Below are 24621 nucleotides of genomic sequence, written 5' to 3' on the forward strand. Positions count from 1 at the left end.
AGTATAGCAAAAACTATTTTGTGCTAAGATAGTGATGTTTTATAATGAGTATACTACAAAATTATTAACATTCGAGATCAAAATTAAGCCAACCTGCTTAATACTAGCCTTATAAAATAAGCGATAATTAAATATACCGCTGCAACAAGTATAATTGCAGGTCCAGTTAACAAATCAAAACTTGCAGATAACATGAGACCTGATATCCCAGAGATCACAGAAAAAACTGTTGCAACAATAATCATCTGCATTGGAGTTTTCGAAATGAGCCTTGCAGATGCTGCTGGTATTAGCAAAAATGCAGCAATGAGTAATATTCCTATTAGTTGGGCAGCAATTGCTATAAATATAGCAAAAGTGATTAAAAATTCTAGTCTAACAAAGGTAACATTAATTTTTTCAACTACTGCTAAATCTTGATTAATTGAAATCATTAACCAATAACGCCATCTAAATATTAATATCAAAGTAACTACTGCAGAGGTTAAAAAAATCAATACTATATCACTTTGATCGAGCGTTAATATATCACCAAACAGTGAGCTAGTAATACTATTATTGCCAGATGGAAGAAAAGACATAAGTATTAAACTCGATGATAAAACTACATTGGTAACAATGTTCAATATCGTATCAGCAGAATATAATCTGTTAAAATTAAGAGAAAGTAGCATAGCAAATGTAATTGCAATGAGCATTATGCTAAGCGATGGGCTAATCTTAAAGATTAAAGCAAGTGCAACACCGAGCAACGAAGAATGGGACAAACTATCACCAAGATAAGATAACCTTTGCCATATCATAAACGATCCTAAAGCGCCTGTTACTAGGCTAATTACAACTACTGCAACTAGACTATTGATGAAAAAGTCCTGGGTAAACATTTCAAACATGCTATATGGCTATTAGATAACTGACAACAAATCTATCTTCGGATATTAAAACGTTATGGGTTCTGCATGCAGAACCTGTTGTCATAAATTCAAAATTTAAACCTTTTTGTTCCATAAGATAGGACTTCACTGAAGAACTTGGTATATTGCGTGTTTTACCAGTACCTATTAACAAAATTTCTATTTCTTCTGTTAAAAAAGATTCAAAATACTCCTTGCTGTTTATATCACTTTCTTTCAATTTTATCACCTTTTCAGGAAAAATTATAATTGAGCCATAATATTCTTGATTGTTTACCAAAAATCTTCCTTCCCTGTAACCATTTATAAGATTTTTATTCTCGGAAATTAAGGGCATAAGTCAAACTATTAATTGAGTGTCACATACCCACCATTCTGGTTGCTTTTTTCCGATATTAACTGCAGCAGCTTTTGCATTTTCCTCACTATCGAATATTCCAAAACATGATACACCACTGCCTGACATGCGAGAAAGTATAGAGCCTTCTTGTGACTCAAGTGTTGATATCACATCCTTAATTTCAGGTACAAAGCTTATTGCTATTTCTTGAAGATCGTTTCTCGTCTCTTTAAGAAGCTTCAACAAATCCTTTTCAGCGTCATCGCTCCATTTAATTGGCTCAGAAAATTTTCCTTCATGTTTGGAAAATACCTCTGGTGTACTCAAAAACCTTTTTTTCGGTTTCACAAGCACCACATTTGTAGGTAAAGAGAATTTTTTAATGTGGCATAATTCTTCGCCAATACCTCTAACAAAAACTGGCTTGCTATCTACGCTTGCGGGAACATCAGCACCAACGTTTAAGGCTATTTCATTTAAAATCGTCCTATCAATCTCCCACAGCTTCCCTAGCGTACGTACCACAGCTCCAGCATCTGAGGATCCGCTACCAAGTCCTGCAGCAATTGGTATGTTTTTTACAACCTTTACAGTGACTTTAGTGCGTACAGGAGCATGCCTAAGCAGCAGATTAACCGCTTTCATTACAGTGTTATATTGGTTATTTATTTTAGACTCGGAGTTTATAAATTCAACTGTAGAGTTATCGTATCTAGAATCCTTCTCACCTACTTTTATTTCCAAAAAATTAGAGAGATTAGCAAAGACAAATAAACCTTCAATCAAGTGATACCCTGTTTCTTTTTTGTCTACAACATGCAAAAAAAGATTGATTTTTGCAGGCGCCTTTACACAAAAACTTTTCATTATATATCTTCACTAACACTATTTTTACATTATATGTATAATGCTATTATAGTCAACTTTTATAAGGTTCTCGCACTTCTGATGAGATCAAATGCCATAAATCCTAATTTCTCTGTGTGGGTAAATGCGTCCGCTGGTACAGGCAAAACAAAAATCTTAATAGACAGAGTATTGAGACTTTTATTAGAAAACAAAAGAAATATTCTTTGCTTAACATTCACCAATGCTGCAGCAAACGAAATGGAGAATCGCATTCACAGCATACTCAGTAAGTGGGCAATATGTTCAGATAGTGTGTTGGCAGCAGATCTAGAACAACTGGATTTCTTTCCAATGTCATCCCAGTGCGTGACACTGGGATCCAGAAAAAATAAAGATTATTTAACAAGAGCAAGAAGGCTTTTCTCTGAACTGGAAAATCTTGGTCTAACTATACAAACCATACACGCTTTCTGTTACAAATTAATCTCCAGCTTTCCTATAGAAGCTGGCATTGCTCCAAATTGCACGCTGAGCGAATGCAAAGAATTACATTCCATCATATTCAATAAAGTGCTTCATAACGAAACTGTGCAGGATGATATCAACCTTATTGCAACTGAAATTGATGAAAATAAACTACGCGATTTGCTTTATACTTTATGTATAAAAAGATCGATATCAGCAAATGATTCGAAATATATCAAAGATAAATTGAGCGCCCCAGATGAAATTCATGACTTACAGAGTGAAACAATTGAGCACGTGGGAAGACTAGCCGAGATATTAAGTGAAGGCAGTAAAAGAGATCAGAGTTATAGTGAAATACTTTATTCTACTGTCATCCCAGCTGGGATCCAGAAAAAAAGAACCAGTGTCAGCTACTCGGATGATACCGGAATAAAGTGGAATGACACCAAAATAGAAAACCTAGCCAAGGTATTTCTAAAATCAGAATCGCACGAAAAAAAGAGCATATCATCCATTGCAACAAAAAGTATTTTGGAGAAATTCAAAGATGCAGAGCAAATAATAGAGAACGTTCAGAATGTAGTGTTTACTCATATAAGAGACATGAACTCTTATCAAATATTCAAGAGAACCAGTAGCTTACTTGGTATATTTAAAGTATATGTTGATCTATACAGTAGCGAAAAATCAAAAAATGCACTGCTTGACTACAATGATATAATTGACTTAGCAACAAATCTTCTCAGCGACCCAGATCATAAAGATTGGGTATTGTTTAACTTAGATCAAAAAATAGATCACATCCTTGTTGACGAGGCACAAGACAATAGCATCAGTCAGTGGAAAATTATAACAAATCTCTGCGATGAATTTTTTGCCGGTAATGATGAAAAGCGAACCTTATTTGTAGTTGGTGACGTAAAACAATCCATATACAGATTTCAAGGAGCAAATCCCCATCTATTCAACTATATGCAACAATACTTTCATACGAAAACTGGTGGTAGAGATTGGATATCATGCCAACTTGAAAAGTCATTTCGTTCAACTCCAGAAGTTTTGATGCTTGTAGATAGAATATTTAATAACTTCCGCGCAGAAATATCTTTTAATGATAATGAAATAAAACATGTTCCACATAGAGAAAATGACCAAGGATATATTGAAATTTGGCCAGCGTTACCAAGGCGCAAAGAGAAAGAACAGCAAGCTTTACAAATTCCTCTGACATGCAGGGAAAATTATATAATAGCAGACCGATTACTTGCTCAAACAATAGCCAACAGAATTCACAATTGGTTAAATGAAGGGCGAATTTTAGTCGCTAAAGATCGCCATATAGAGCCAAGAGACATTATGATTTTGGTGCGACAACGAAACGTGTTAGTTGATTACATAATAAGCGAACTTAAAAAAGCAAATGTGCCAGTTGTAGGCCGAGATTATTTTAGAATTATGGACTATATAGCCGTGCAGGACTTAATAGCTTTGGCTGAGTTTTTGCTCCTTCCAGCAAATGATTTAGCTCTTGCAAATGCTTTAAAATCACCGCTATTTAATTTCACCGAGGATGATTTATTTAACATTGCATACGACCATAAAGAGCATTCACTATGGGAAAGAATTCAGGATTATTCTGTGGTTATCTATAGTGAATTAAACTATCTCATTAACTTATCTCGCATAGAGTCTCCTCTTGCACTATTTACACATATATTGTGCACAGGTAAGAAGAAATTTGCTGCAAGGCTAGGTCTTGAGTGCTTTGAGGTTCTAGACGAATTTATGAACCTTGTGTTGCAATTTAAAAACCCATCTCTTCAAGCATTTGTTCAATGGATCAAGGAGAATAACCCAGAGATTAAGAATGATATGCAATCAGAACGCAATGCTGTGCGAATAATGACGATTCACAAATCAAAAGGTCTGCAAGCTCCCATAGTATTTTTGGTTGATACAAATACGGTGCCAAGAAGCAATGAAAGTATCATCTTTGATGGAATGGAAGTGCCATTTTGGTGTGGAAAAAACAACAATGCTTATTGTGATCAAGTAAAAAGAGAGAAAAAACTAGAGGATTATAATGAATATTTGCGTTTATTATACGTAGCACTCACACGTGCTGAAGATGAGTTATACATCTTAAGTAAAGAGCCAGTGCAAAAGAGCTCTTGGTATGATCTAATCACTGAGTATGGAGAACCATATGAAAAGAAACAAAGGGATTTACAGCCAATATTTAAAGAAAAAGTTGAAGTATTATGCGTGAATGCAAACTACCCTTACATTTATAAAAAACGTGATTACTTTGACGTTCCGGTCATTTCTCTTCCGCCAAACCTATCAATGTCATTCCAGCACGTAACGCTGGAACCTAGAGAAAAAAAGCCAGTGTCTAGCTACTTGAATGACAAAAAAAAGAGCACTGGGATGACAGATGGTTATGCAAGAGGCCTGATTATTCACAGCATATTGCAGTATATGCCCAAGATAGAAAAAGAAAGGAGAAAAAATTGGGTCAGAAAATACCTTGATAACATCAGCGAAGATAAGGATGAAATTTACAGTAAAATATTAGCCTTTAATGAAAAATATGGCTATTTGTTTGACTTGGAAGGCAAATCAGAGATTACACTGAGTGGAACAATTGATGGCAAGTCAGTATTAGTACGACTAGATAGGCTATGCATAACGCAAGATAAAGCAATCATAATTGACTACAAATCACACCGTAACGTTTCTGTTTCCTTATTAAATGAAATAAAAAAACAGATGTTAATCTATAAAACCTTAGTACAAGAAATATATCCAAACAAGCAAGTAGAGTGCGTGGTTATTTGGGTGGAAGATTTAACCATTCAATCTGACTTTTAACGAAACTTGATTGCAAGAAATAGCTACTACGTCATACCACCGCGAACCGTCATACCGTCACTCCTTTCTCGTCATCCCGCTACGTGTTAGCGGGATCTCAGCATAGCTATCTTAAAGCTAAGTAATATAAGTCAACCCAGCTAGGATTCTTTTGATTGATCAAATTAATTTTCCACTGCCTTGGCCATTCTTTCAGGCGCCTTTCTCTTGCAATAGCTAAACTTATATCTTCAAACTCTTCAAAATATACAAGTTTATTTACATTATATCTTGATGTAAAACCTGAAACAATTTTGTTTTTGTGTTCCCAAATCCTCTTGATCAAATTTGCAGTTACACCAATATATAATGTGCTATTAGCTTTATTTGTAAGTATATAGATATATGATAACTTCATCTTAATCGTTTATAGCTAAAGTAACTGAGGTTTATCAACATTATACTACACCATCATGCCACAATAAATCTTACCGTCATACCACCGCGGATAGATCCCGCTAACACGTAGCGGGATGACAGCAATCTACGTCATACCGCGATTCATTCACGGTATCTCTTAGCCGCTAACACGTAGCGGAATGACGATTGTCGGTAAATCTAAGTTACTGTAGCTATAAAGGCTTTCACAACAACCTATTTTCCTTGAAACTAAAATAGCTACTGAATGTAATAATAATGTGGTCTATTAATTCTATTCCTATACTTTGGCAAGCTTCTGCTAGTTGTCTAGTGAGAGATATATCGCTATTTGAAGGTTGTGTATCTCCGCTTGGATGATTGTGAGATATTACAATGGATGTTGAACCAATCAAAAGTGCGCGCTTGATGATCTCTCTGACATAAAGAGGAGTTTGATCTACTGTACCAATATTTTGCAGGTCTTCCGCTATTAGACGATACTTTTTATTAATATAGATGACACGAAAATTTTCCTTATTGAGGCTTCCTATACTTATTCTTAAATAATCAAGCAATTTTTCCCAGTTATCGATTACAGGCAGGTTTTTTATTTCTTCTCTTGCAGAACGAACAAAGGCTTGTTTTACACAAAAGATGGCAGATATCGCTGCATTGCTGACATCATCAACGTTTTGCAGCGCTTCCAGGTCAGCATTAAAAACTTTATTTAAGCTGCCAAAACTTTCTATCAAACTCTTTGCCACCGGTTTTACGTCAATTCTACTATATGCTGAATATAAAATGTGCTCTAAAACTTCATAATCAAGTAATGATTGTCCATTATCTAAAATAATTTTCTCTCTTAGGCGCTTTCTATGCCCCTTTTTGTAATTTTTCATCATCAATGAATTGCTTATCTCTTGTATAATAAGAAATTAGATTTTTAAGTAAAATATTTAATAAAGCGCATGACGCACAATTGCAAGAACACTCATTTTAAAAGACAGCAAATGGTGTCATGAAAGTAGCTGAGACACTGTCCTCCTTTGTCATCCGAGTAGCTGACACTGGTTCCTTCACGACGGCAGTGCCCAGAGGTGTCATCCCAGTGCATGCACATAGTGCAAAAAATTAAAAATAAGACGCCAATACGTAATGCTGTTGTCGTTTAATCTGCACAGATTGAAGATAAATGAATACCTTCAGTACCATGATAAAGGGGCTGGCGAAGGGTGTCAAGTAGTTTTTAGCTCTGCCTTCTAAGGCTTTTACTCGTGACAACCACTGTGCCTGCGATCTTATCGTGCCAAGTTTGACAGCGTTTGTTGAAATTTGACCATAAAAAGCCCAAGAACAATGGTGCAACTGACAATATAAAGGAAAAAAATCTCTTTGTTGCTTGTTTTAGGGTCATCTTTTCGAAAGTTTGTGCATCCACAACTCTAAGCCCAAATAATAGTTTTCCAGGTGTAGTAGCAAACTTTACCCACATATATATTACATAGCAAAAGAGCATAATAAACTGGACTATTTGATTTAGGATTAGTAATTTTATAAGTCTACTCTGCGTTGTCTTTTCTTCCGCAGACAGTGGTGCTTGCATTGGGGATTTTGCAGCAATTTGACTTAATATTTTGCTATCCTCTGAGTTCATAAAGAGCTGATTTAAGGCTTGGCTGCAAAACTGCAAGAACAAAACGATAATAATCAAATCAAGCAATACTGATATATAGCGCCTGAGGCCCGTTACATAACATATCCCATTTTCATCTTTCTTTACCTTTTGAATAACATTTATAGAAGAAAAAATAGAAAATAAACGATTAAAAAATTTATGTAACATATATATACTTTCCAATATTTAACGTGCCCCTGGCCGGACTTGAACCAGCATGCTTTTGCAAGCAACAGATTTTGAGTCTGCCGTGTCTACCATTCCACCACAGGGGCATTAAGTTTTAATGCTATAGGCAACACGGAATTAGTCAAATTTTATATGTCTTTCAAATCAAAACTAAATATTCTACAATAATCAACAGTTACTCTCAAAACTTAAAATGAATGAATTAGCCAATCTCCTCAGTTCAAGAAGTGTAGATAAGGAAATATGTAAATTACCGCATAATTTAGAAGCTGAACAGATGCTTATTGGTGCAATGATTCGTGATAATAGAATCTGTGATGCAGTTGAAGACACAATTACAGCAGAAAATTTCTATGATCCACTGCATCAAAGTATTTTTACGCAAATATCTAAAACCAGAAAACATGGCATAGTTGCCAATGAACTGAGCCTTAAAATGTTTTTTGAAAACGACCAAGCATTTACCGAGTGTGGTGGGGTAGAGTACTTAGCAAAGCTTGCAGCGAAGGCAAGTATTGCACTTGATATTTATAGTTTGACTAGAATAATCCGTGATACTTACTTAAGGAGATGTTTAATCAAGCTCGGGCAAGAAATAGTTGGTGATAGCTACAACTACGATATTGAAAATCCTGCACAGGCGCAAATTGAACAAGCAATGACAAAATTGTTCAATTTGGCAGTAAAAAAACAAGGTGAGAAAACATATATAAAACTTGCAAGTTCAATTAAAGATGTAGTTGAGAAGATCAGCACACTGAAAAATAATCCAGAAGCGCTAGGCGTTACAACCGGACTTCAAGATCTAAATCAGCTTCTTGGTGGTCTACAAAAATCTGATTTATTAATTTTAGCTGCAAGGCCTTCTATGGGTAAAACAGCATTGGCGCTAAACATCGCACTTAATGCTTGTAAGATGTTGCAAAAAAGAGCAGATAAGCAACACTATGTAGCGTTTTTCTCGCTTGAAATGTCAGCAGAGCAATTAACTGCAAGGCTGATCACTATAGATTCAGGAATTAGTTATTATAAGGCATTAACCGGGAGAATTAGTGATTTTGAATTGCATGAATTTATCAATACTAGTACAGAATTATCTGAACTGCCTTTCATCATAGATGACACCCCTGCGCTATCAATTAGTGCCCTTCGCACCAGAATACGCTTGCTGTATCAATTATATAATGTAGAAGTGGTATTCATTGATTATTTGCAGCTAATCAGAGGAACAACAAAAAGGAGTAATGAAAATAGAGTGCAAGAAATCTCGGAAGTGACGCAGGGTTTGAAAGCAATTGCAAAGGAGCTAAATATTCCCATTGTTGCACTATCTCAGCTCTCTCGTTCTGTTGAGCAGAGGGATGATAAAAAACCACAACTTTCTGATTTACGTGATTCAGGGAGCATAGAGCAAGACGCAGATATAGTAATGTTTCTCTATAGAGAAGAGTATTATGAACTAAGAAAACAGCCAAATGAAGGAAACAATAAACATCGGGAATGGCAAGAGAAAATGGAAAAAATTAGAAACATTGCAGAGCTCATTATTGCAAAGCAGAGAAATGGACCAATTGGCAGTGTGAAGCTATATTTTGACTCTAACAGAGGTGCATTTAAGGATTACACGGAAAGGCATAGTTCATAGCTTGGCAGCAATCTTCTTGTTCCCAAGTTTATCAATTATTTTTATGTAAAGATAGCTTGACAACTTCTTAAAATCCTTTTATAATGGTATTATATTTTTAATACGCGAGGAATCACCATGATAAGTAAAGACAATGTACCCTATTATATAACTGGAGCTTTGGCTACTTTCACTTTATTAGCATCTGAAGTGTTTGCTGCAGCTCCTTATATTGGTTTCTTAGCTCCAGTTGCAGCATTAAGTGTTGGCCTGCCATTTATTATTGGTGGTGCTGTATTTTCTGCTGTAGCTATTGCACTTTCGTGTAAAGCGATTAGTAAGAACAAAACAAATTCTGAGTTAAAAAATAAAATAAAAGCTCAAGAGCAAATAATTTCTGAGCAAAAAACTCAACTAGCTGAAAAAAATAAAAAGATAGAAGAAGACAAATTAAGAGTGGCAATTGCTGATGGCACTGTTCAGCTTGCAAAAGGAACAGTTAATAGCGCTGTTTGGTCTGCAAAAGAAGCAGTTAATGGTGTCTTGTATTCTGGCAAATATGCTTACGATAATTATGCGCCATCAACTGAGTCTACAAAAGGAACACTTAGTGGTATTGGAGGTGGCTTGAAAAATACTTATGATGCGTCAATTACATCTGTAAGAGGAGCACTTAACAGCGTTGGAAGCAGCTTGTACAGTAGGATTTATGGTACTAAGGTTTCTAGTCCGGAAGAGCAGTTTAAGCGTGAAGATGGATCTAAACCTAGCATGCAAGAACTAACTCGTTTGGATTATTTAAATCTTGAGGTTCTTTCCAGTGAGCAAAAGCAACGAGCTAATAGTTTGGATTATTTAAATATTGATAACGTTCCTAAGCAACCTGATCATTTAAATGTTGATGCTGCTAAAAGTGATTTAATGAGTCTTTCTGAGGATCAGGATGCATTTTATGATGCAGAATCTGGTGATGAAAAAGGTATTGAGATTTCTAGCCCAGAAAGTCAGCCAACTAAAGAAGAAAATGGTCAAGGCTGGTTTGCGCGGAGCCTAGGAAAGGCTAAGTCGGCAATGACTGAAGTAGTAGTGATAGATGCTAATGTTACTAAACCATATTTTGCTAAAGAAATTAAGGCACTTACCACTAGCTTGAATACGCAGACAGCGGTGTGCACCGTCGTTAACTAAAGATAATCCCATCCAGGAGAAATAGTGTAAAAACTATTTCTCCTCTTTAGCATCAACCCTCAAAAAAACCGGCGTAGGTTTAGGCAGCGTAATGCCTAAGCTTACGCATGCGTTGCACAGAGATTTTAAATCTCGTTGTTCTTTCGGAATTTGCAGTTGATTTAGTATCATCTCTGCTGACTTGGGAACGATTGGCTGCAATAAAATGCCTATTATCCTGATATATTCTAGTAATTTGTAGATTACTAAGTTCATACGCACTCTATCGGTTTTGCTTAATGTCCAAGGTGCACTTTTGTCTATGTAGGCATTTGCTTCAGAAGAGATGTTGATGATTAGAAGTATGATATGGTTAAATTCATACTTTGATAGGTGATTCATCACTTGATCGAGTATAGCTTTGCAACCTGGAAGACTTTCTTCACCTTTAAGTAGGCTTTGATCGATTGTTGGTACAATTCCAGAACATTGCTTGTGTAAAAATGAAATTGTTCTTTGTACTAAATTGCCTATGTTGTTTGCCAGTTCTGAATTTATCCGGCTGATCATATTTTTCTTACTAAAGTTGCCATCTTGGCTGAAGCTTGCTTCCCTGAGGAGAAAATAGCGTAGCTGATCAACACCAAACTCTTGAGCGAGGCCAATTGGATCTATGACATTACCAAGGGACTTGGATATTTTCTCTCCCTCGTTCAACCACCAACCATGAACTGCAATTTGTTTTGGCAGTGGCAGGTCTGCTGCAAGGAGAATCGCTGGCCAATATACAGCATGAAAGCGCAATATGTCTTTACCGATTACATGAACGTTGAAAGAGTTGTCAGCTAGGTTTGCAGCGCTTGACACTGGAATCTGCGTTTTCCCTTGGTTTGGTGTCATTCCAGTGCTTGACACTGGAATCTGTGTTTCTGGTTCCGCCCAAAACCTCTTATATTCCTCACCTTCAGTACTAGGGAAACCTATTGATGTAAGATAATTGGTTAATGCATCTATCCAGACATAGATTACGTGTTTGTCATTACCTGGTACTTTTATTCCCCAGTTAAAACTAGTGCGAGAGATTGAGAGGTCAATGAGCCCTGATCTTACAAACGATATCACTTCATTTCTTCTGCTCTCAGGAAAGATAAAACTTGGCTGATTTTTATAGAGTTCCAGTAATTTTTCTTGCCAGTTTGATAAGCGAAAAAAGTAACTCTTTTCTTTTATCCACTGGACCTCAGCACCTGTTGGTGCTTTGCCATCTATCAGCTCTGACTCCTGATAAAATGCTTCATCACGAACTGAATACCAACCCGAATAGGAATCCAAATATATTTGCCCTCTCTCTTCAAGTCTATTCCATAAAGCTATAACTGCTTTTTTGTGACGTTCCTCCGTAGTGCGAATAAAATCGTCATACTCACAATTCATGAACTTAGCCAATTCTTTAAATGAAACGCTCACTTCATCTGTAAATTCTTTTGGCTGCATTTCCTTTGCTTTAGCTGCTTTTTCTATTTTTTGTCCATGTTCATCTGTACCAGTGGTAAATTTGACATTTTTCCCAGCTAGTTTCATGAACCTTGCCACCACGTCACACAAGAGAGAAGTGTATACATGACCAATATGCGGCTTATCGTTTACGTAATATACTGGCGTGGTGATGTAAAAGTTCTCGAATTGTTCCATGGTTTAGCATTTTGATAAAAATCAACTGAGTTAATTATAGTATTAAAAAGGCAGTAATAAATAAATATTGATTGGGTTAAGCATAATTTTTGAAAAAAGCTATTTACTGAAATTTTATTAAAATAAGAAACAATCAGGCATGATTATTGAAAGAACAATGAGAAATTTTCTTGTAATTCTATTTATAGTTTTCTATGCATTTGATGCACACGCTGATGGAGCAACAGATGTAATGTGTAATGTAATAGGTGGACCAATGATTACAGTGGTAATAATTGGTTCAAGCTTACTTGCAATATTTGGCAGAATGCCTTGGCCTGCACTTTTCGCACTGGGTATGTTTGTTGCTGTGTTTTTTGGTGCTCCTCAAATTGTAACAAAGGTAACAGAAAAAGAAGTTTGTTGTCTTTTTAAAGGTCAAACCTTGGAGAATGGAAAGTGTGTTGCTGCTCCTGGATATGAACGTGTAGGTACAGGTTATGCTTGTCGTTCCGGTTGGGCGCTAACTAATAAAGGCTACTGTATAAAAGCTGGCCAAGATCCTTCAAAGTATTGGAAGTGAAAATGGTGCTTTTATAGAGTTAAATCTAACAAACCGCAGAGTATATAATTAACATCCACGCCTTTAGTTAGATTCCACTCACGCTTTATTACGTTGTACTCCATGCCAGCCATGTTTTGCAGCGTTACATTATTTTCTCTTAAGTGATTTGCAATTTCTGACGGCTTGAGAAATTTATTCCAGTTATGTGTACCTTTTGGCAGCCAATTTAATATGTACTCTGCACCAATTATTGCAAGGCAGAAGGATTTGATAGTTCTATTTATTGTGGATATAAATATCAGCCCATTCGGTTTTAGCAGTTCTATCGCTTTTTTCATGAAAAGCTCTAAATTATCCACATGTTCAACTACTTCCATCAACAGAACCACGTCGTACTTCTTGTCATTGCTTAGCTCTTCAATGCTGGTATGTATATATTCTATATTTAACCCTACTTTTTTTGCATGTGAATGCGCTACTTTTATGTTTTCTTCACATACATCTATTCCCACAACGTTAATGCCAACGCGTGCCATTGACTCTGACAAAATGCCACCACCGCATCCAACATCAAGCAATGATAATTCTTTCAAATTGCATTTTTTTAACTCTTTTATTTTCTCAATAATGTAAGATACTCTAACAGGATTCATTATGTGCAATGGTTTGAATTTGCCGTTCTCATCCCACCACTGGCCTGCCATTTTAGCGAATTTTGATATTTCATCTTCGTTATAAGTTTTTGTTTTTTTTTTCTTAGAGGTTATATTGCTGAGTTTATCAAGGCGTTTTTTATGTCTGCTTTCTTTTGAAAATTCTGTTTCGAGGAATTGTTTGACTATGTCTTTTGCTAATCCACTCGCAGTAAACCCTGCACCAAGACACAGTACATTTGCGTTGCCATGCTCGCGAGCTAATTTTGCGATCTCAACACTGTTACATAAAGCAGCGTAGATTCCTTCAAAACGATTTGCCACAGTACTCATGCCCAAACCTGTACCACAAATTAATATCCCATAATTTGCTTTTTTGCTTGTTATATCTTCTACAACTTTAACAGCATAGTTTGGGTAATCTACACACTTTTGCTTAGCAGTGCAGCCTTGATCTACTACTCTGTAACCTAGGGCTTCCAGGTAAGGTTTTATTTCTGATTTTAATTCATAACCAGCATGATCTGAGGCAATTGATACTATACCTAACATATAAGAAACAAGGACATTTTATATGGGTTTGAACTTTCTGTCAAGTCATTCAATGCTTCTGACCTTTTGGGAGTTCTAAAGCTATAGCTAAGGTTTTCCTACGTCATACCGCAATTCATTCCACAACTGTACGAACATTGTGATTTGAGAATAATCTCCGCCAGGAAGGGTGTCATCCCAGTGCTTTGGCACTGAGATCCAGAAAACTTAATTTTAAATAAGTACACCAGATAGCTGTATAATAAGAACTGGATTCCAGTGTCAAGCACTGGAATGACACCTTCTGTATAAATATTAAGAAATTTACCAAACGAAAAAAAAGGCAAAAGAAACCCTAGGGTAGCTAGTTATTCACTATCCATTTTTTAAGTTGGCGTTTTTTAATGTTTTAAATAGCGTATTTCAGCTTGTGTAGGTCAAAACCCGGAAAATTTGATAAAGACATAAGGTGCACATAGTGCAAAAAATTAAACATGAGACGCCAGATACGTGAGTTTTTTTGTCATTTAATCTGTACAGAGAAGATAAATAAATAGCTTCAGTTTCATGATAAGGGCGCTGGCGAGGTTTGTCAAGGAAGTTTTTTGTTTCTGTGGGCTACCTGGATGACAGGATTGCTCTTGAATTTGTATAGCTACATTGTCGGTAAATCTAAATTGCTTTAGTTATAGAAATAAATTTCGAGTCAGATGTGTATAAATTCTATATAATTTTTATCCTACTACTAATTTAACAAGATGGATCATATAGATATTATAAAATCAAAATTATTATTATCCGACCTAGTAGGTAAAAAAGTCAGATTAATAAAAAGAGGAGATAGTTTTGTTGGGCTCTGTCCATTTCATAACGAAAAAACCCCATCTTTTTCGGTGAGCAATACTAAGGGGTTATATTACTGTTTTGGTTGCTTAGCTAGTGGTGATGCATTTGAATTTATTTCACAAACTGAAGGATTAAGCTTTAAAGAAGCATTGGAAAAATTAGCATCGGTTACAGGTGTTGAACTGCCCAAAAGTCTTAGTATTACAAAAGAGAACAATAAACTATTTTTAGTGCTTGATTTAGCTGCAAATTGGTTTGCACAAAAAAATCAGGGCGTTGTAGATTATTTAAAGCAGCGTAAGATTTCACCTAAAATCATAGATAAATTTAAGATAGGTTATGCACCAAGCTCTGGTTTGAAAGAGTATTTAAACTCTTCAGGTATTGAAGACAAAATTTTAATTGATATTGGATTAGTAAACAAAAATTTTCATGATTATTTTTATGACCGGCTGATATTTCCTATACAGAGCATTGCAGGGAGAGTTATTGGTTTTGGCGGACGTGCGCTAAGTTCTGAGCAACAGCCGAAATATTTAAACAGTCCAGAGAGTCAGCTCTTCAAGAAGAGGGAGAATTTATACGGATTAAACTTTGCTTTAAGCGAAATACGTAAAAAACAGCACATACTCGTTGTTGAAGGATATATGGACGCTATAGCGCTACATCAAGCAGGAATTAGTAATGCAGTTGCTCCGCTTGGTACCGCAATTTCTGCAGAGCAGATAAAAAATCTATGGAGATTTGCTAAAGAAATCTCCATCTGTATGGATGGCGATAGTGCTGGACGTCATGCTGCTACTCGAGTTGCAGAACTTGCTCTGCCAATATTAGAGCCTGGATACACGTTAAAATTTGTGACTTTGCCGAGTAATAAAGATCCATACGATATATGTAACGAACTGGAATACAAGAAAGAAGACGTATTGATTGCGCTTGATCACTCAACAAAACTTCATTCTGAATATTTATGGCATCACATAATCGATAGCAATTTGCAAAATTATGAAAAACTTGCTCCGGAAAAATATTCAATTCTTGAGCACAAGTTCATGGAATATGTAAATACTATTAGCAACAGCAGTATTAGAAGGTATTACAGAGATTATTTTTACAATAAGGCTAGTGAACTAAGAAGTAGCTTCAAAAAACAGATTTTTAATAGTAAAACTAGAGCAACAAAAGGTGAGTATCTTCATAACAAATCTCCAGAGCTAATTGAAGCAGAGCAAAATCAGGCCGTAATTTTGCGTATAGCCGTAGAATTTCCTGAAATCTTGAACCGTCCTATATTTTTTGAGCAATTTTCTCATTTTGAATTTACTAATGAGATGAAAAGATTACAACAGCGTATAATTGATGTAATAAGTAACAAAAGCAAACTCGATAAAGAGGCTTTGTTACAAGAATTGAAACAGTTTAACGTTATAAAGTATGTATTTGAAAAAACTAGTGTACTAAATAGCCAACTGAACGAGAGAAAATCTACAGAAATTGTGTGGAATAATATAGTGTTACTAAAAGAGTTAAATGCATTACGGAAAGAAAGAACCGAAGCGAGGCTGAGCGGTAATCTTGACTTAGAGGAAAGGTTGATAGAACAAATAAAGCAAATAGAAAGCAGTATACAAGAAATGCAAATGGAGTTTATTGAAAAGTAGATATCGTCTCGTTAGTCAACAAGAAAATTACAAAATAAGACAATATTTTACATAAGATTGAAATTTTTAACTAATTAAGCCTCCTCTAACAACTTTGCCCTGTAGTTTTTGATATGGTTAGGATCACTTGAAAATGTATAATTTTTGTAGTTAGCTCTGCTGTGCATATAAAGTTTACTATTGACTTTTATCACATTATCTCACATAATATGCATGTGAGAAGAATATGAACTGGAAGAATTTTCGTCTTAGTACGCGTCTCAACCTAGAAGGGCCTGTAATTGAGCAAGTGTACGAGTTAATTACTGCAGTTGATAGTGTTAAAAATAGCTGGCAGATAACGAAAAAACTACTACCACAAACGATTGAAAGATTAACTCATTCAGTTATTGTTATATCTTCTGGCGCTTCTAACCGTATTGAAGGAAATCGTCTAACCGATAAAGAAGTTGAGGATCTATATAAAAACCTACGTGTCAAAAAATTTAAAAATAGAGATGAGCAAGAAATTGCTGGCTACTTAGAAATGCTTAAACTAATATTTCATGATTATACGGATATTCCAATTAGTGAGTCATCAATATTGCACATTAACAACCAGATGCTACTTTATAGTGAAAAAGATTTGTATCATAGAGGAAAATACAAAGCAAGTTCTAATAGAGTTGAGGCAAAAGATCAGAATGGAAAAGTTGTTGGTATAATTTTTGATCCCACACCACCTTACCTTGTTAGAAAGGAAGTACAAGAGCTTATTGATTGGTATCACTGGTCCTTAAATAATAAATTTAAGCATCCTCTTATTATTGTTGCTAACTTTGTTTTTGAGTATTTGGCAATACACCCTTTTCAAGATGGAAATGGCAGAACTAGTAGATTGATAACTAATTTAATGCTGTTGCAGCAGGGTTATGATTTTGTATCTATTGTATCACATGAAAAGATAATTGAAACTAACAAACTTGATTACTATTTAGCGCTTAATAAAACACAAAGTAGCTGGAAAAGTGGCAAAGAAGATATTTCCCCATGGTTAATATTTTTTCTTAATGTGCTCAAAACGCAAGCAAATGAGGCGCATTATATTCTTGAGAGGGAGAATACTGAATATTTATTATCAAGAAAACAATTATTCTTCTGGGAGTGGGCACTTAGCCTTGCAGATAAAGAATTTAGTAGAAAAGATGCTATAGAAGCTCTAGGATTTCCTCCAAGAACAGTAGAGGCAATTACAAAGAAACTGCTAGGGATGAAATACTTACAGCGTCTTGGAGAAGGCAAAGCCACTAGATATAAAGTTATTATTTAAAAGTTTTAGTATGTTTTTCGAGATTTTTTTAAATCCAGTCTTATGCACAACTTTGTTTGCAATTTTATTCGATTAAAAATTGCATTTTAGCAATAAAAAACTTACTTATTATAGGAAAATCTTGTGTTTGTTCTCATATAAAACTATTTATGGAGTGACAATGGTACATGTATTATACTTACATTTCTGATTCGAAAATTTATGCAGTTGTTTCTAACAAGATTGGTCAACAAATTCTATTGTTTAAAGATGAGAAATAAAGTAATCATCATTTCCAGTATTGCTTTTATTCTACTGTTTTTTATCAGCAGTGCATTTTTAAAAAAAGATCAGGCGGTTCATAGCGATAATGCAACTAGTAGCTTTTCAGTAAAAACTCAAGAATGTGCGCCGCAAAACCGCACTATATATTTAAATTTTTCTGGTACAGTAAATCCCTTACATAGAGCTAGCCTTGTCTCAAAAATAAGTGGTAAGATTATTGCTATTTATTTACCTGATGGTGAAAAGGTAAAAAGAGATGATGTAGTGTTAAAGATAGAAGATTATGACAGGATTGAGCAAGCTCAGAAAGCCAAAGCTTTATTAAAGCAGCGTGAAATTGAGTATGATTCCTCTCACAAACTGAATAAAAAAGGCTATGGGGCACAAATACAAGTAGAAGCAGCTTTTACTGCGTTACAAAGTGCAAAAGCTGACCTAAAAAGGCTAGAATTGGATTTAGAAAATACTGCAGTCACATCTCCTATAGATGGTTATATTGATAAAATCAATGCAAACGAAGGGGATTTTGTTAATGCTGGGCAAAAAATAGCTGACGTGGTTAATTTCGATCAAATTCTTGTAGTGTTATACGTTTCGGAAAATGAAGTAAATAAAATAGAGCTAGGCAGCACAGCTCAAATTAATTTGCTGGACGGAAAAGAATTGGCAGGTGAAGTAAGTTTTATTAGTAAAATTGCTAAGCCTAAAACTGGGTCTTATAGGGTAGAAGTAAAGGTAACTAATAATAAAATGATATCCTTGCAGGGACTAACTGCCAACGTAAGGCTACCTTCAGGCGAAAGATTTGCATATAAAGTTCCTTCTTCAGCCCTGAGCTTAAGTGACGAAGGTGCTCTTGGAATAAAGATTGTTGATGATAATAATTATGTAGTATTTGCACCAATAGAAATTGTTGATCATGAGAGCGATGGGGTTTGGATAGTAGCGAATAACGAAGGTAAACCCATAAAGTTAATAGTATTGGGCCACCTATTTGTTAAGCCTGGTGATAAGGTTTAAGACATAAGATCCTTTGACCTTACCCAGAAAAAGTGGAGAGAAAGTGTGGAATGTTTTTCACAAAGAGAATGATGCATCAAATTGTGCAGGAATGCAATAGTTAATAGTGACGTTGTTTGTTATAAAAAATTTCTATGTATTCAAATATTGCAGTTCTAGTGTGTTGAGCAGAGTGTTGTGAAGTATCAATAAGTATTTCTCTTTTCAATGAGCTAAAGAAGCTTTCTGCAACAGAATTGTCGTAACAACAGCCTTTATTACTCATCTATATTCTTTACAGCTAAGAGATATTGATACCCTTGCGCAGTATATTGTGAACCTTGGTCACTGTGCAGCAGTAGATTTTTAACAGGTTTACGCCTATTAATGGCCATTAATAAAGAGTTCATAACCAATTGTTTATTTATTGCACTACTCATTAACTACCATACGTGAGAATTATTGCTGCCAAATATAGCCATCCCTCCTTGGTTTTGATGTAAGTAATCCCATACTTTATTTGGTTGATCAACAATAAAGTTTTGGTCTAATATATTGGGAGCTACAGCTCTATTATCTGTTTGTTGTTTTTTAATTTTAAACTTTCTTCTCAGTATAGCCCTGATGTCATTTTTCTGCATAATACTTTGCACCGTTTTCAAATTGCAACTTTTACCCAAAGCCTTCAATTCAGCATGAATTTTAGGAGCTCCATATCTACATTTAGAAACTTGATATATTTTTTGAATAGCTTCGAGTAGCTCTTTATTTGCTGATTCTCTACTGCTTATTTTTCTTGTAGTCCACTTATAGTAGCCACTAGCAGAAAATCCTACATAATTCCTGTACTTTATAGCAGTTATAGCTCTTTCCATAAAAGTCCGGTGTGATAGGATAAGGGTAGATGATGATAAGGAGGTTGAATGCCAGCAGCATATAGTTATGATTTAAGAAAAAAAGCAATGGAAGCGCTAGACGAAGGAGAAAGCAGAGAAACAGTGGCAGCAAAGAAGAAAAGAAACAGGAGACTTTCAATCAAAAAAACTTGGAAATGGGGGTTACAATCACAAAATTACCGACTGGGATACCTTTGCCAAATTTGCCAGAGAACACGGAGGAAAGACTCTATCGGAAATGGCTAAACTTTGGAACAACGTTAGTATCCAAACGATCTATCGAGCCCTTAAAAAAATTGGATTTACGCGCAAAAAAAGACATATGGATACAAGGAAAGAAACGAAGAAAAACGTGCTGAATTTTTGAAAATTATAGCGACAAAAGAACCTAAAAACTTAGTGTATATAGATGAGTCTGGCATTGATAACACCGAAGACTACCACTACGGATATTGCCAGAAAGGACAGCGGTTTTATGCCTTAAAATCTGGAAAGAAAACTCAACGAATCAGTATGGTTGCAGCCTTAAGTGGAAGAAAGATAGTTGTTCCGTTAACCTTTGAAGGCCACTGTAATATGGATGTTTTTAATGGATGGTTTGAGCAATTTTTGACACCGATCCTGGAACCATACGCGTCAAGTTAAGAGATTGTGAGCAAATTTAGAGAGGTTAAAGTGGATACTCTAGCCCTTCTACGTTTGTCTTTTAATGAAAATCGCGACCAAGTTATAGTGAGTTTTTTAAGAAATGCTTTTAAACTATTAATTTTGGTTAATACTAAAAATAACTCTCTAACCCGCCTTTTTAGCTCAATAAATGCCTTTGTTAAGCTAAGTTCTGTATTCTTTTTCACTTCTGTGCAACCAACTATGCCGTGAAATATAAGAATTGCGCACAATTTAGCATATAGTTCACATAATACTCTGCATGGCTTTCCTTTTAGCTTATCAAGCCTGGTATGGCTTTTATACAATTTAAATAATAACTCAATTTGCCACCTTACTCTGTAAATCGTTAATACTTGCTCAGCACTAATTTTATTTTCTGGAACATTAGTTATAAATATTGACCAGTTCAACAATTTTTGATTTCTTTTAGAGGATGTATATCCCTGCGATCTTGCTAATCTATTAGCTTTCCTTCTTCTGGCCATATTCAGTTAGTTTCTGACATATAATTCTTACTCTAATTTTTGCTTCTTTTCCTAACAATACCTCGTTTTCTAAAAATAACTTATCCTCTAAACATTCTAATAACTCCATTTTTTGATTTGTTTCTACATCATATATGTTGGTATCAACGACTTATGAAATAAGCTCCTATTTCATTGATTTGTTTAAAAGAACTTGGCACAAAATAACCGAGATCAGATATTAGCAAATCATTGCTTAATATATTACTTAAATGTTTCCTATATCCCTGGTCTGATCTTACCCCCTCCGTTAAATTAAGTTGGTCTATTATCTGATTCATGTAGTCGAAAACTAATTGTAACTTTATTCCAGACTTAGTATTGCTTTCATAGCCACTGTAGCTAGTACCATAACCTTTATACATCTCTTCCATACTGTTAGGTATAGCTACTGTCCAATAATTTAACACTATTAAATTGCTGTAAGATTTTGCAACCAACTTGCAAGATATTTTTAAAGAGAATCACAGATTCATTATACATCCTTTTCATAAATTCCACTGCTTCTTCAGTAAATCTAAACTTGTTTTGTTATATCTATCGAGTCCTCGTTTAGTAATTGAAACATTGTTTCTACGCTACAATTATCAACTCCTATATTACCCAAGACCATGGCTTTTACGAATGATGAACCTTTTAGCTTTCTCTTTCTTTTTATAAACCTTGTTGTAATTGAGATTTTCTCTGCTTTTTCATTAAAAAATTCTTTGAGCTTTTTTGATAAGCAAGTTATTTTATTCATTGGTTCTCTCACTAAAAGTATATCTGGGAGAACTTATACCTTATTATTCTATCTCTTTCATACCTTTATTTCCTTAACTTGACGCGTATGGTTGAAGATACATGGTCGGTAAAGGATCAAAATTTGAAACTTTCGCTTTAAGAATACAAGAGGCAATAAATAATTTGGATGAAATCAGTAGGAGTTCAATTGAAGCGTTAGTTTGTAGTTTGGAAGCAATAGAAAAGTCATTAAGAAAGCTTGACAAAATGCTTTCAGAACAAGGTGAAAAAGACGATGATTGTAAATTGTTAACTACTGTTCCAGGAGTGGGGATTATAGTAGCAATGACGTATAAAGCTGCAATTGATAACCCACATAGGTTTGAGAAATCTGATACAGTTGGAGCATATACAGGGTTGACACCAAGGCAATATTCTTCTGGAGAAGTTGATCGGCATGGCAGCATATCAAAGATGGGACCAGCGGAATGTAGAAGTATGTTATATGAAGCTGCACAAACAATGCTTACAGTTACCAAGAGGACATTTAAATTAAAAAACTGGGGTTGCAAAGAAAAAAGGAATGAAAAAAGCAATTGTAGCAGTAGCAAGAAAATTAGCTGTAATTATGCATAGGATGTTGGTTGATAAAACAGAATTTTATTATCAATAAACATCAAAAGAGCATAGGACAATAATTTTATTGAAAATAAAGATAGCAATGCCGATGGAAGGGACAAGCAAGAACTTAGTTAGACTTCGTGGTAAACATGTTGCCGTCCACTTCCGCCTAACAAGTATAATGCGGCTTGACAAATTTATTGTCATCTCAGACCGCGGAGAGAACCATATGCTACTTTTAACTTATGTAAAATTACCAAGGATTATGGAGAAGATATGCTGTTTTGATTTGTGTGAAAATTATTGTTGACTTATGTGCAATTAGAGAACCTAAGTCACTTTAGCTATAATTCAGAATTGAGAGCTTTTAATAACTCTCTAACTCCCACTTAGGTCTTGGTGCAAAATTAAGTGGATCTATATAATTTTTCTGTAACCTTTCAATTCCTGTCCATCCAACCATAATTGCATTGTCTGTACATAGGTCGTTAGGGGGAAAAAATATGTTTAAGTTTATGTGTTGTTTTAATTGTTCAGATATAGTTAGTTTGTCTCTAGTCAATTTTTTGTTTTCTTGTCTTAACCCACTAGCTGTTCTGCTTGAGTTGTTGTTTACAGCTTGTATACCTTGGTCTTGCTGCTGCATGCTTGTTCCTCTACTTTCATATTCAACTTCAGTTTGAGTTGATGTAGCTGCCTGACCTTTTTCCTGCTGTAATATGTTCTGCAGTTGCTCTAGACTCTCTTTGGCAGATTTCAACTCTTCTTGTAACATATCTTCCTTTTCCTTAAAATGTATTGTTTTCCTTTTTTGTTTCCATTAACTGTTCTACCAACTGCTTTTTATGATCATCGTTTAAACCTTCCACTATTTTCTTCAGGTCATTCTCCAAATTTGCATTCTTTTCCTTTAGTACAGTTAAATTAGCTTCACTTTGCTTCAATTTTCTCTGTAATTCTTTATTTGCCTCATTTGTTTCACCTTCCTTATCTTTCAACTGATCATTTAAGTTCTTTATTACATCATTTTTATCCTGTAGTTCTTCCTCTTGTTCCTTTATTCTTTGACCTCTTTCAAATATCGCTCGCTGTTGTTCATTGACTTTATCTCTCAAGGAGTCACGTTCTAATCTTAGATCCTCAAGCTGCTTTGCCTGCACTGCAAAATATTTAGCAAATGTTTCTTTTTCTTCCTCTAATTCCTCAACTTCATCTTTTAATCCTTCTTGCTCATACTCTTCTTCATCACCAGACATATCATCCTCAAATATTTCATCTTCATCACTAAATTCACTGCTGGTGGATATAGAACTTCTACGTGAAGAAGGTGTGCTAGGAGAGGAATACCCACTGCTGCTTGGTGTAGGTGACTGTGGTGATATATGTAGATCTTTTGTAAATATTTCCTCTGCTGGTACTTGCTGATCGTCTACACTCTTGGATATGCCAGTAAAAGCTTGATACAGAGTTTTTCCGTTGATAAAAACTTCTTTATTTTGTCCAACTAACTTTAATACTTCTTCTGAACTCGTTATTCCTCCAAATTTTGGCTCACCAATAACACTCTGTATACCACCAGAATCCAATTTTACGGTCATGCTACAGTCTATGCTGTTACCTTCAGAATCCTTAGCCTGCCAATTAATGGTCATTTCACATGAGCTTGAACCAGTAAAATCATAGTGCCTTTCGCTGCCTTTTTTGGTTGCAGGTATTTGACTATCTTTCCCTAAAGATATGTTATAAACCTTACCTTCACTGCTAGCTCTTAAAATATTGCTAATTTCTATTGGTTTTTCTTCATTTTCAAATCTAATTTTGAAGTCATTATCCTTTGTTGGATACACTAAGAAATTTTGACCAGGCAGAGACGACTTGAGTTCTTTATGCGTTGCGTCTATTGATTGCTCAAATTTTTGGAACTCCTTTTCCCACTTTAAATTTATCTGTCCTGTAATGTTCTCATCTTTGCATAAAGGACCAATGAAGTACCAGATGAGATTTTCTTCCTTTAGTTTTTTTTATAAAATCCTGAAGATCGTTGCAAGATTCAATGACACTTAAAATATCGTTTTTCTTCTGTTCATCTACATCTAAACTTTGACTTTCAGCTATAAATACATTTTCGTTTTCCTGTGGCATAATTTTACATTTTAAAAAATATACTATAATATTAACAGATTTCTTTAG

The 24621-nt window shown here is 35.1% G+C and carries 16 protein-coding genes, 1 tRNA gene and 6 pseudogenes; 10 read left to right on the forward strand and 13 right to left on the reverse strand.

Annotation, left to right across the window (positions count from 1 at the left end; all coding sequences use genetic code 11):
* Positions 1–83 precede the first annotated feature (83 nt).
* From ACEL90_RS04340 to ACEL90_RS04350, 3 genes are read right to left on the reverse strand one after another with little or no spacing between them, the layout of a single operon-like run.
* Complete coding sequence (locus tag ACEL90_RS04340; protein WP_423348761.1) at positions 84–893, reverse strand: metal ABC transporter permease; 810 nt, start codon at positions 891–893, stop codon at positions 84–86.
* Position 894: 1 nt separating this feature from the next.
* Complete coding sequence (locus ACEL90_RS04345) at positions 895–1251, reverse strand: Mth938-like domain-containing protein (protein ID WP_423348762.1); 357 nt, start codon at positions 1249–1251, stop codon at positions 895–897.
* Positions 1252–1254: 3 nt separating this feature from the next.
* Positions 1255–2121, reverse strand: a complete 867-nt coding sequence (locus ACEL90_RS04350) for a 4-(cytidine 5'-diphospho)-2-C-methyl-D-erythritol kinase (protein ID WP_006280386.1) — start codon at positions 2119–2121, stop codon at positions 1255–1257.
* 81 nt (positions 2122–2202) lie between these two features.
* Here ACEL90_RS04350 and ACEL90_RS04355 point away from each other — a divergent pair, with 81 nt between their 5' ends.
* Positions 2203–5445, forward strand: coding sequence for a UvrD-helicase domain-containing protein (locus ACEL90_RS04355; protein WP_423348763.1), 3243 nt, complete (start codon positions 2203–2205; stop codon positions 5443–5445).
* A gap of 106 nt (positions 5446–5551) precedes the next feature.
* On the opposite strand, the gene ACEL90_RS04360 is transcribed toward ACEL90_RS04355, so the two are convergent.
* From ACEL90_RS04360 to ACEL90_RS04375, 4 genes are all read right to left on the reverse strand, one after another.
* Positions 5552–5842, reverse strand: a complete 291-nt coding sequence (locus ACEL90_RS04360) for a GIY-YIG nuclease family protein (RefSeq protein WP_007549156.1) — start codon at positions 5840–5842, stop codon at positions 5552–5554.
* Positions 5843–6068: 226 nt separating this feature from the next.
* The gene (gene radC, locus ACEL90_RS04365; protein WP_274979007.1) at positions 6069–6743 is read right to left on the reverse strand and encodes a RadC family protein; all 675 of its coding nucleotides are present in this window, start codon (positions 6741–6743) and stop codon (positions 6069–6071) included.
* 347 nt (positions 6744–7090) lie between these two features.
* Complete coding sequence (locus ACEL90_RS04370) at positions 7091–7687, reverse strand: RDD family protein (RefSeq protein ID WP_015589093.1); 597 nt, start codon at positions 7685–7687, stop codon at positions 7091–7093.
* A gap of 24 nt (positions 7688–7711) precedes the next feature.
* Positions 7712–7794, reverse strand: a tRNA-Leu gene (locus ACEL90_RS04375).
* 107 nt (positions 7795–7901) lie between these two features.
* On the opposite strand from ACEL90_RS04375, the gene ACEL90_RS04380 reads away from it, so the two are divergent.
* Both ACEL90_RS04380 and ACEL90_RS04385 read left to right on the forward strand, forming a co-directional pair.
* The gene (locus ACEL90_RS04380) at positions 7902–9353 is read left to right on the forward strand and encodes a replicative DNA helicase (protein ID WP_015589094.1); all 1452 of its coding nucleotides are present in this window, start codon (positions 7902–7904) and stop codon (positions 9351–9353) included.
* 117 nt (positions 9354–9470) lie between these two features.
* The gene (locus tag ACEL90_RS04385; RefSeq protein WP_423348764.1) at positions 9471–10520 is read left to right on the forward strand and encodes a hypothetical protein; all 1050 of its coding nucleotides are present in this window, start codon (positions 9471–9473) and stop codon (positions 10518–10520) included.
* A 33-nt stretch (positions 10521–10553) separates the two neighbouring features.
* Here the strand turns inward: ACEL90_RS04385 and metG are convergent, their stop codons facing one another.
* Positions 10554–12191, reverse strand: a complete 1638-nt coding sequence (gene metG / locus ACEL90_RS04390; protein WP_423348765.1) for a methionine--tRNA ligase — start codon at positions 12189–12191, stop codon at positions 10554–10556.
* A gap of 139 nt (positions 12192–12330) precedes the next feature.
* Here metG and ACEL90_RS04395 point away from each other — a divergent pair, with 139 nt between their 5' ends.
* The gene (locus ACEL90_RS04395; protein ID WP_423348766.1) at positions 12331–12753 is read left to right on the forward strand and encodes a TrbC/VirB2 family protein; all 423 of its coding nucleotides are present in this window, start codon (positions 12331–12333) and stop codon (positions 12751–12753) included.
* 11 nt (positions 12754–12764) lie between these two features.
* Here the strand turns inward: ACEL90_RS04395 and ubiG are convergent, their stop codons facing one another.
* Positions 12765–13940, reverse strand: a complete 1176-nt coding sequence (gene ubiG, locus ACEL90_RS04400) for a bifunctional 2-polyprenyl-6-hydroxyphenol methylase/3-demethylubiquinol 3-O-methyltransferase UbiG (RefSeq protein ID WP_174515933.1) — start codon at positions 13938–13940, stop codon at positions 12765–12767.
* Positions 13941–14135: 195 nt separating this feature from the next.
* Between ubiG and ACEL90_RS04405 the strand changes: the two are divergent.
* The 4 genes and pseudogenes from ACEL90_RS04405 to ACEL90_RS04420 form a co-directional block, all read left to right on the forward strand.
* Positions 14136–14225, forward strand: a pseudogene (locus ACEL90_RS04405) (WPE palindromic element domain-containing protein); the annotation flags it as partial.
* A 452-nt stretch (positions 14226–14677) separates the two neighbouring features.
* Positions 14678–16426 carry a DNA primase gene (dnaG, locus tag ACEL90_RS04410; RefSeq protein ID WP_423348767.1) on the forward strand — a complete coding sequence of 583 codons (1749 nt, stop codon included), beginning with the start codon at positions 14678–14680 and terminating at the stop codon, positions 16424–16426.
* A gap of 226 nt (positions 16427–16652) precedes the next feature.
* On the forward strand, positions 16653–17735 hold the full coding sequence (locus ACEL90_RS04415; RefSeq protein WP_423348768.1) for a Fic family protein: 1083 nt from the start codon (positions 16653–16655) through the stop codon (positions 17733–17735).
* Positions 17736–17936: 201 nt separating this feature from the next.
* Complete coding sequence (locus ACEL90_RS04420) at positions 17937–19019, forward strand: efflux RND transporter periplasmic adaptor subunit (protein ID WP_423348769.1); 1083 nt, start codon at positions 17937–17939, stop codon at positions 19017–19019.
* Between the two features lie 57 nt (positions 19020–19076).
* Here the strand turns inward: ACEL90_RS04420 and ACEL90_RS04425 are convergent.
* A pseudogene (locus tag ACEL90_RS04425) lies at positions 19077–19859 on the reverse strand (IS3 family transposase); the annotation flags it as partial.
* 62 nt (positions 19860–19921) lie between these two features.
* On the opposite strand from ACEL90_RS04425, the pseudogene ACEL90_RS04430 reads away from it, so the two are divergent.
* Positions 19922–20524, forward strand: a pseudogene (locus tag ACEL90_RS04430) (transposase); the annotation flags it as partial.
* An 11-nt stretch (positions 20525–20535) separates the two neighbouring features.
* Here the strand turns inward: ACEL90_RS04430 and ACEL90_RS04435 are convergent.
* Positions 20536–21829: pseudogene (locus ACEL90_RS04435) on the reverse strand (IS4 family transposase).
* Between the two features lie 101 nt (positions 21830–21930).
* Between ACEL90_RS04435 and ACEL90_RS04440 the strand changes: the two are divergent.
* The gene (locus tag ACEL90_RS04440) at positions 21931–22446 is read left to right on the forward strand and encodes a transposase (RefSeq protein ID WP_423348770.1); all 516 of its coding nucleotides are present in this window, start codon (positions 21931–21933) and stop codon (positions 22444–22446) included.
* A 352-nt stretch (positions 22447–22798) separates the two neighbouring features.
* Here the strand turns inward: ACEL90_RS04440 and ACEL90_RS04445 are convergent.
* Both ACEL90_RS04445 and ACEL90_RS04450 read right to left on the reverse strand, forming a co-directional pair.
* Positions 22799–22972, reverse strand: a pseudogene (locus ACEL90_RS04445) (tRNA (adenosine(37)-N6)-threonylcarbamoyltransferase complex transferase subunit TsaD); the annotation flags it as partial.
* Between the two features lie 274 nt (positions 22973–23246).
* A pseudogene (locus tag ACEL90_RS04450) lies at positions 23247–24573 on the reverse strand (hypothetical protein); the annotation flags it as partial.
* Positions 24574–24621 lie beyond the last annotated feature (48 nt).

This window comes from Wolbachia sp. wLmal (assembly GCF_049435495.1).
GTDB classification, from domain to species: domain Bacteria; phylum Pseudomonadota; class Alphaproteobacteria; order Rickettsiales; family Anaplasmataceae; genus Wolbachia; species Wolbachia pipientis.

Coding starts and splice junctions, on each gene's coding strand:
- ACEL90_RS04420 (WP_423348769.1), top strand. CDS start 17,937: ATGCAGTTGTTTCTAACAAGATTGGTCAACAAATTCTATTGTTTAAAG.
- ACEL90_RS04370 (WP_015589093.1), bottom strand. CDS start 7,687: ATGTTACATAAATTTTTTAATCGTTTATTTTCTATTTTTTCTTCTATA.
- metG (WP_423348765.1), bottom strand. CDS start 12,191: ATGGAACAATTCGAGAACTTTTACATCACCACGCCAGTATATTACGTA.
- ubiG (WP_174515933.1), bottom strand. CDS start 13,940: ATGTTAGGTATAGTATCAATTGCCTCAGATCATGCTGGTTATGAATTA.
- ACEL90_RS04385 (WP_423348764.1), top strand. CDS start 9,471: ATGATAAGTAAAGACAATGTACCCTATTATATAACTGGAGCTTTGGCT.
- ACEL90_RS04350 (WP_006280386.1), bottom strand. CDS start 2,121: ATGAAAAGTTTTTGTGTAAAGGCGCCTGCAAAAATCAATCTTTTTTTG.
- ACEL90_RS04415 (WP_423348768.1), top strand. CDS start 16,653: ATGAACTGGAAGAATTTTCGTCTTAGTACGCGTCTCAACCTAGAAGGG.
- ACEL90_RS04360 (WP_007549156.1), bottom strand. CDS start 5,842: ATGAAGTTATCATATATCTATATACTTACAAATAAAGCTAATAGCACA.
- radC (WP_274979007.1), bottom strand. CDS start 6,743: ATGAAAAATTACAAAAAGGGGCATAGAAAGCGCCTAAGAGAGAAAATT.
- ACEL90_RS04345 (WP_423348762.1), bottom strand. CDS start 1,251: ATGCCCTTAATTTCCGAGAATAAAAATCTTATAAATGGTTACAGGGAA.
- ACEL90_RS04355 (WP_423348763.1), top strand. CDS start 2,203: ATGAGATCAAATGCCATAAATCCTAATTTCTCTGTGTGGGTAAATGCG.
- dnaG (WP_423348767.1), top strand. CDS start 14,678: ATGGATCATATAGATATTATAAAATCAAAATTATTATTATCCGACCTA.
- ACEL90_RS04340 (WP_423348761.1), bottom strand. CDS start 893: ATGTTTGAAATGTTTACCCAGGACTTTTTCATCAATAGTCTAGTTGCA.
- ACEL90_RS04395 (WP_423348766.1), top strand. CDS start 12,331: ATGATTATTGAAAGAACAATGAGAAATTTTCTTGTAATTCTATTTATA.
- ACEL90_RS04380 (WP_015589094.1), top strand. CDS start 7,902: ATGAATGAATTAGCCAATCTCCTCAGTTCAAGAAGTGTAGATAAGGAA.
- ACEL90_RS04440 (WP_423348770.1), top strand. CDS start 21,931: ATGGTCGGTAAAGGATCAAAATTTGAAACTTTCGCTTTAAGAATACAA.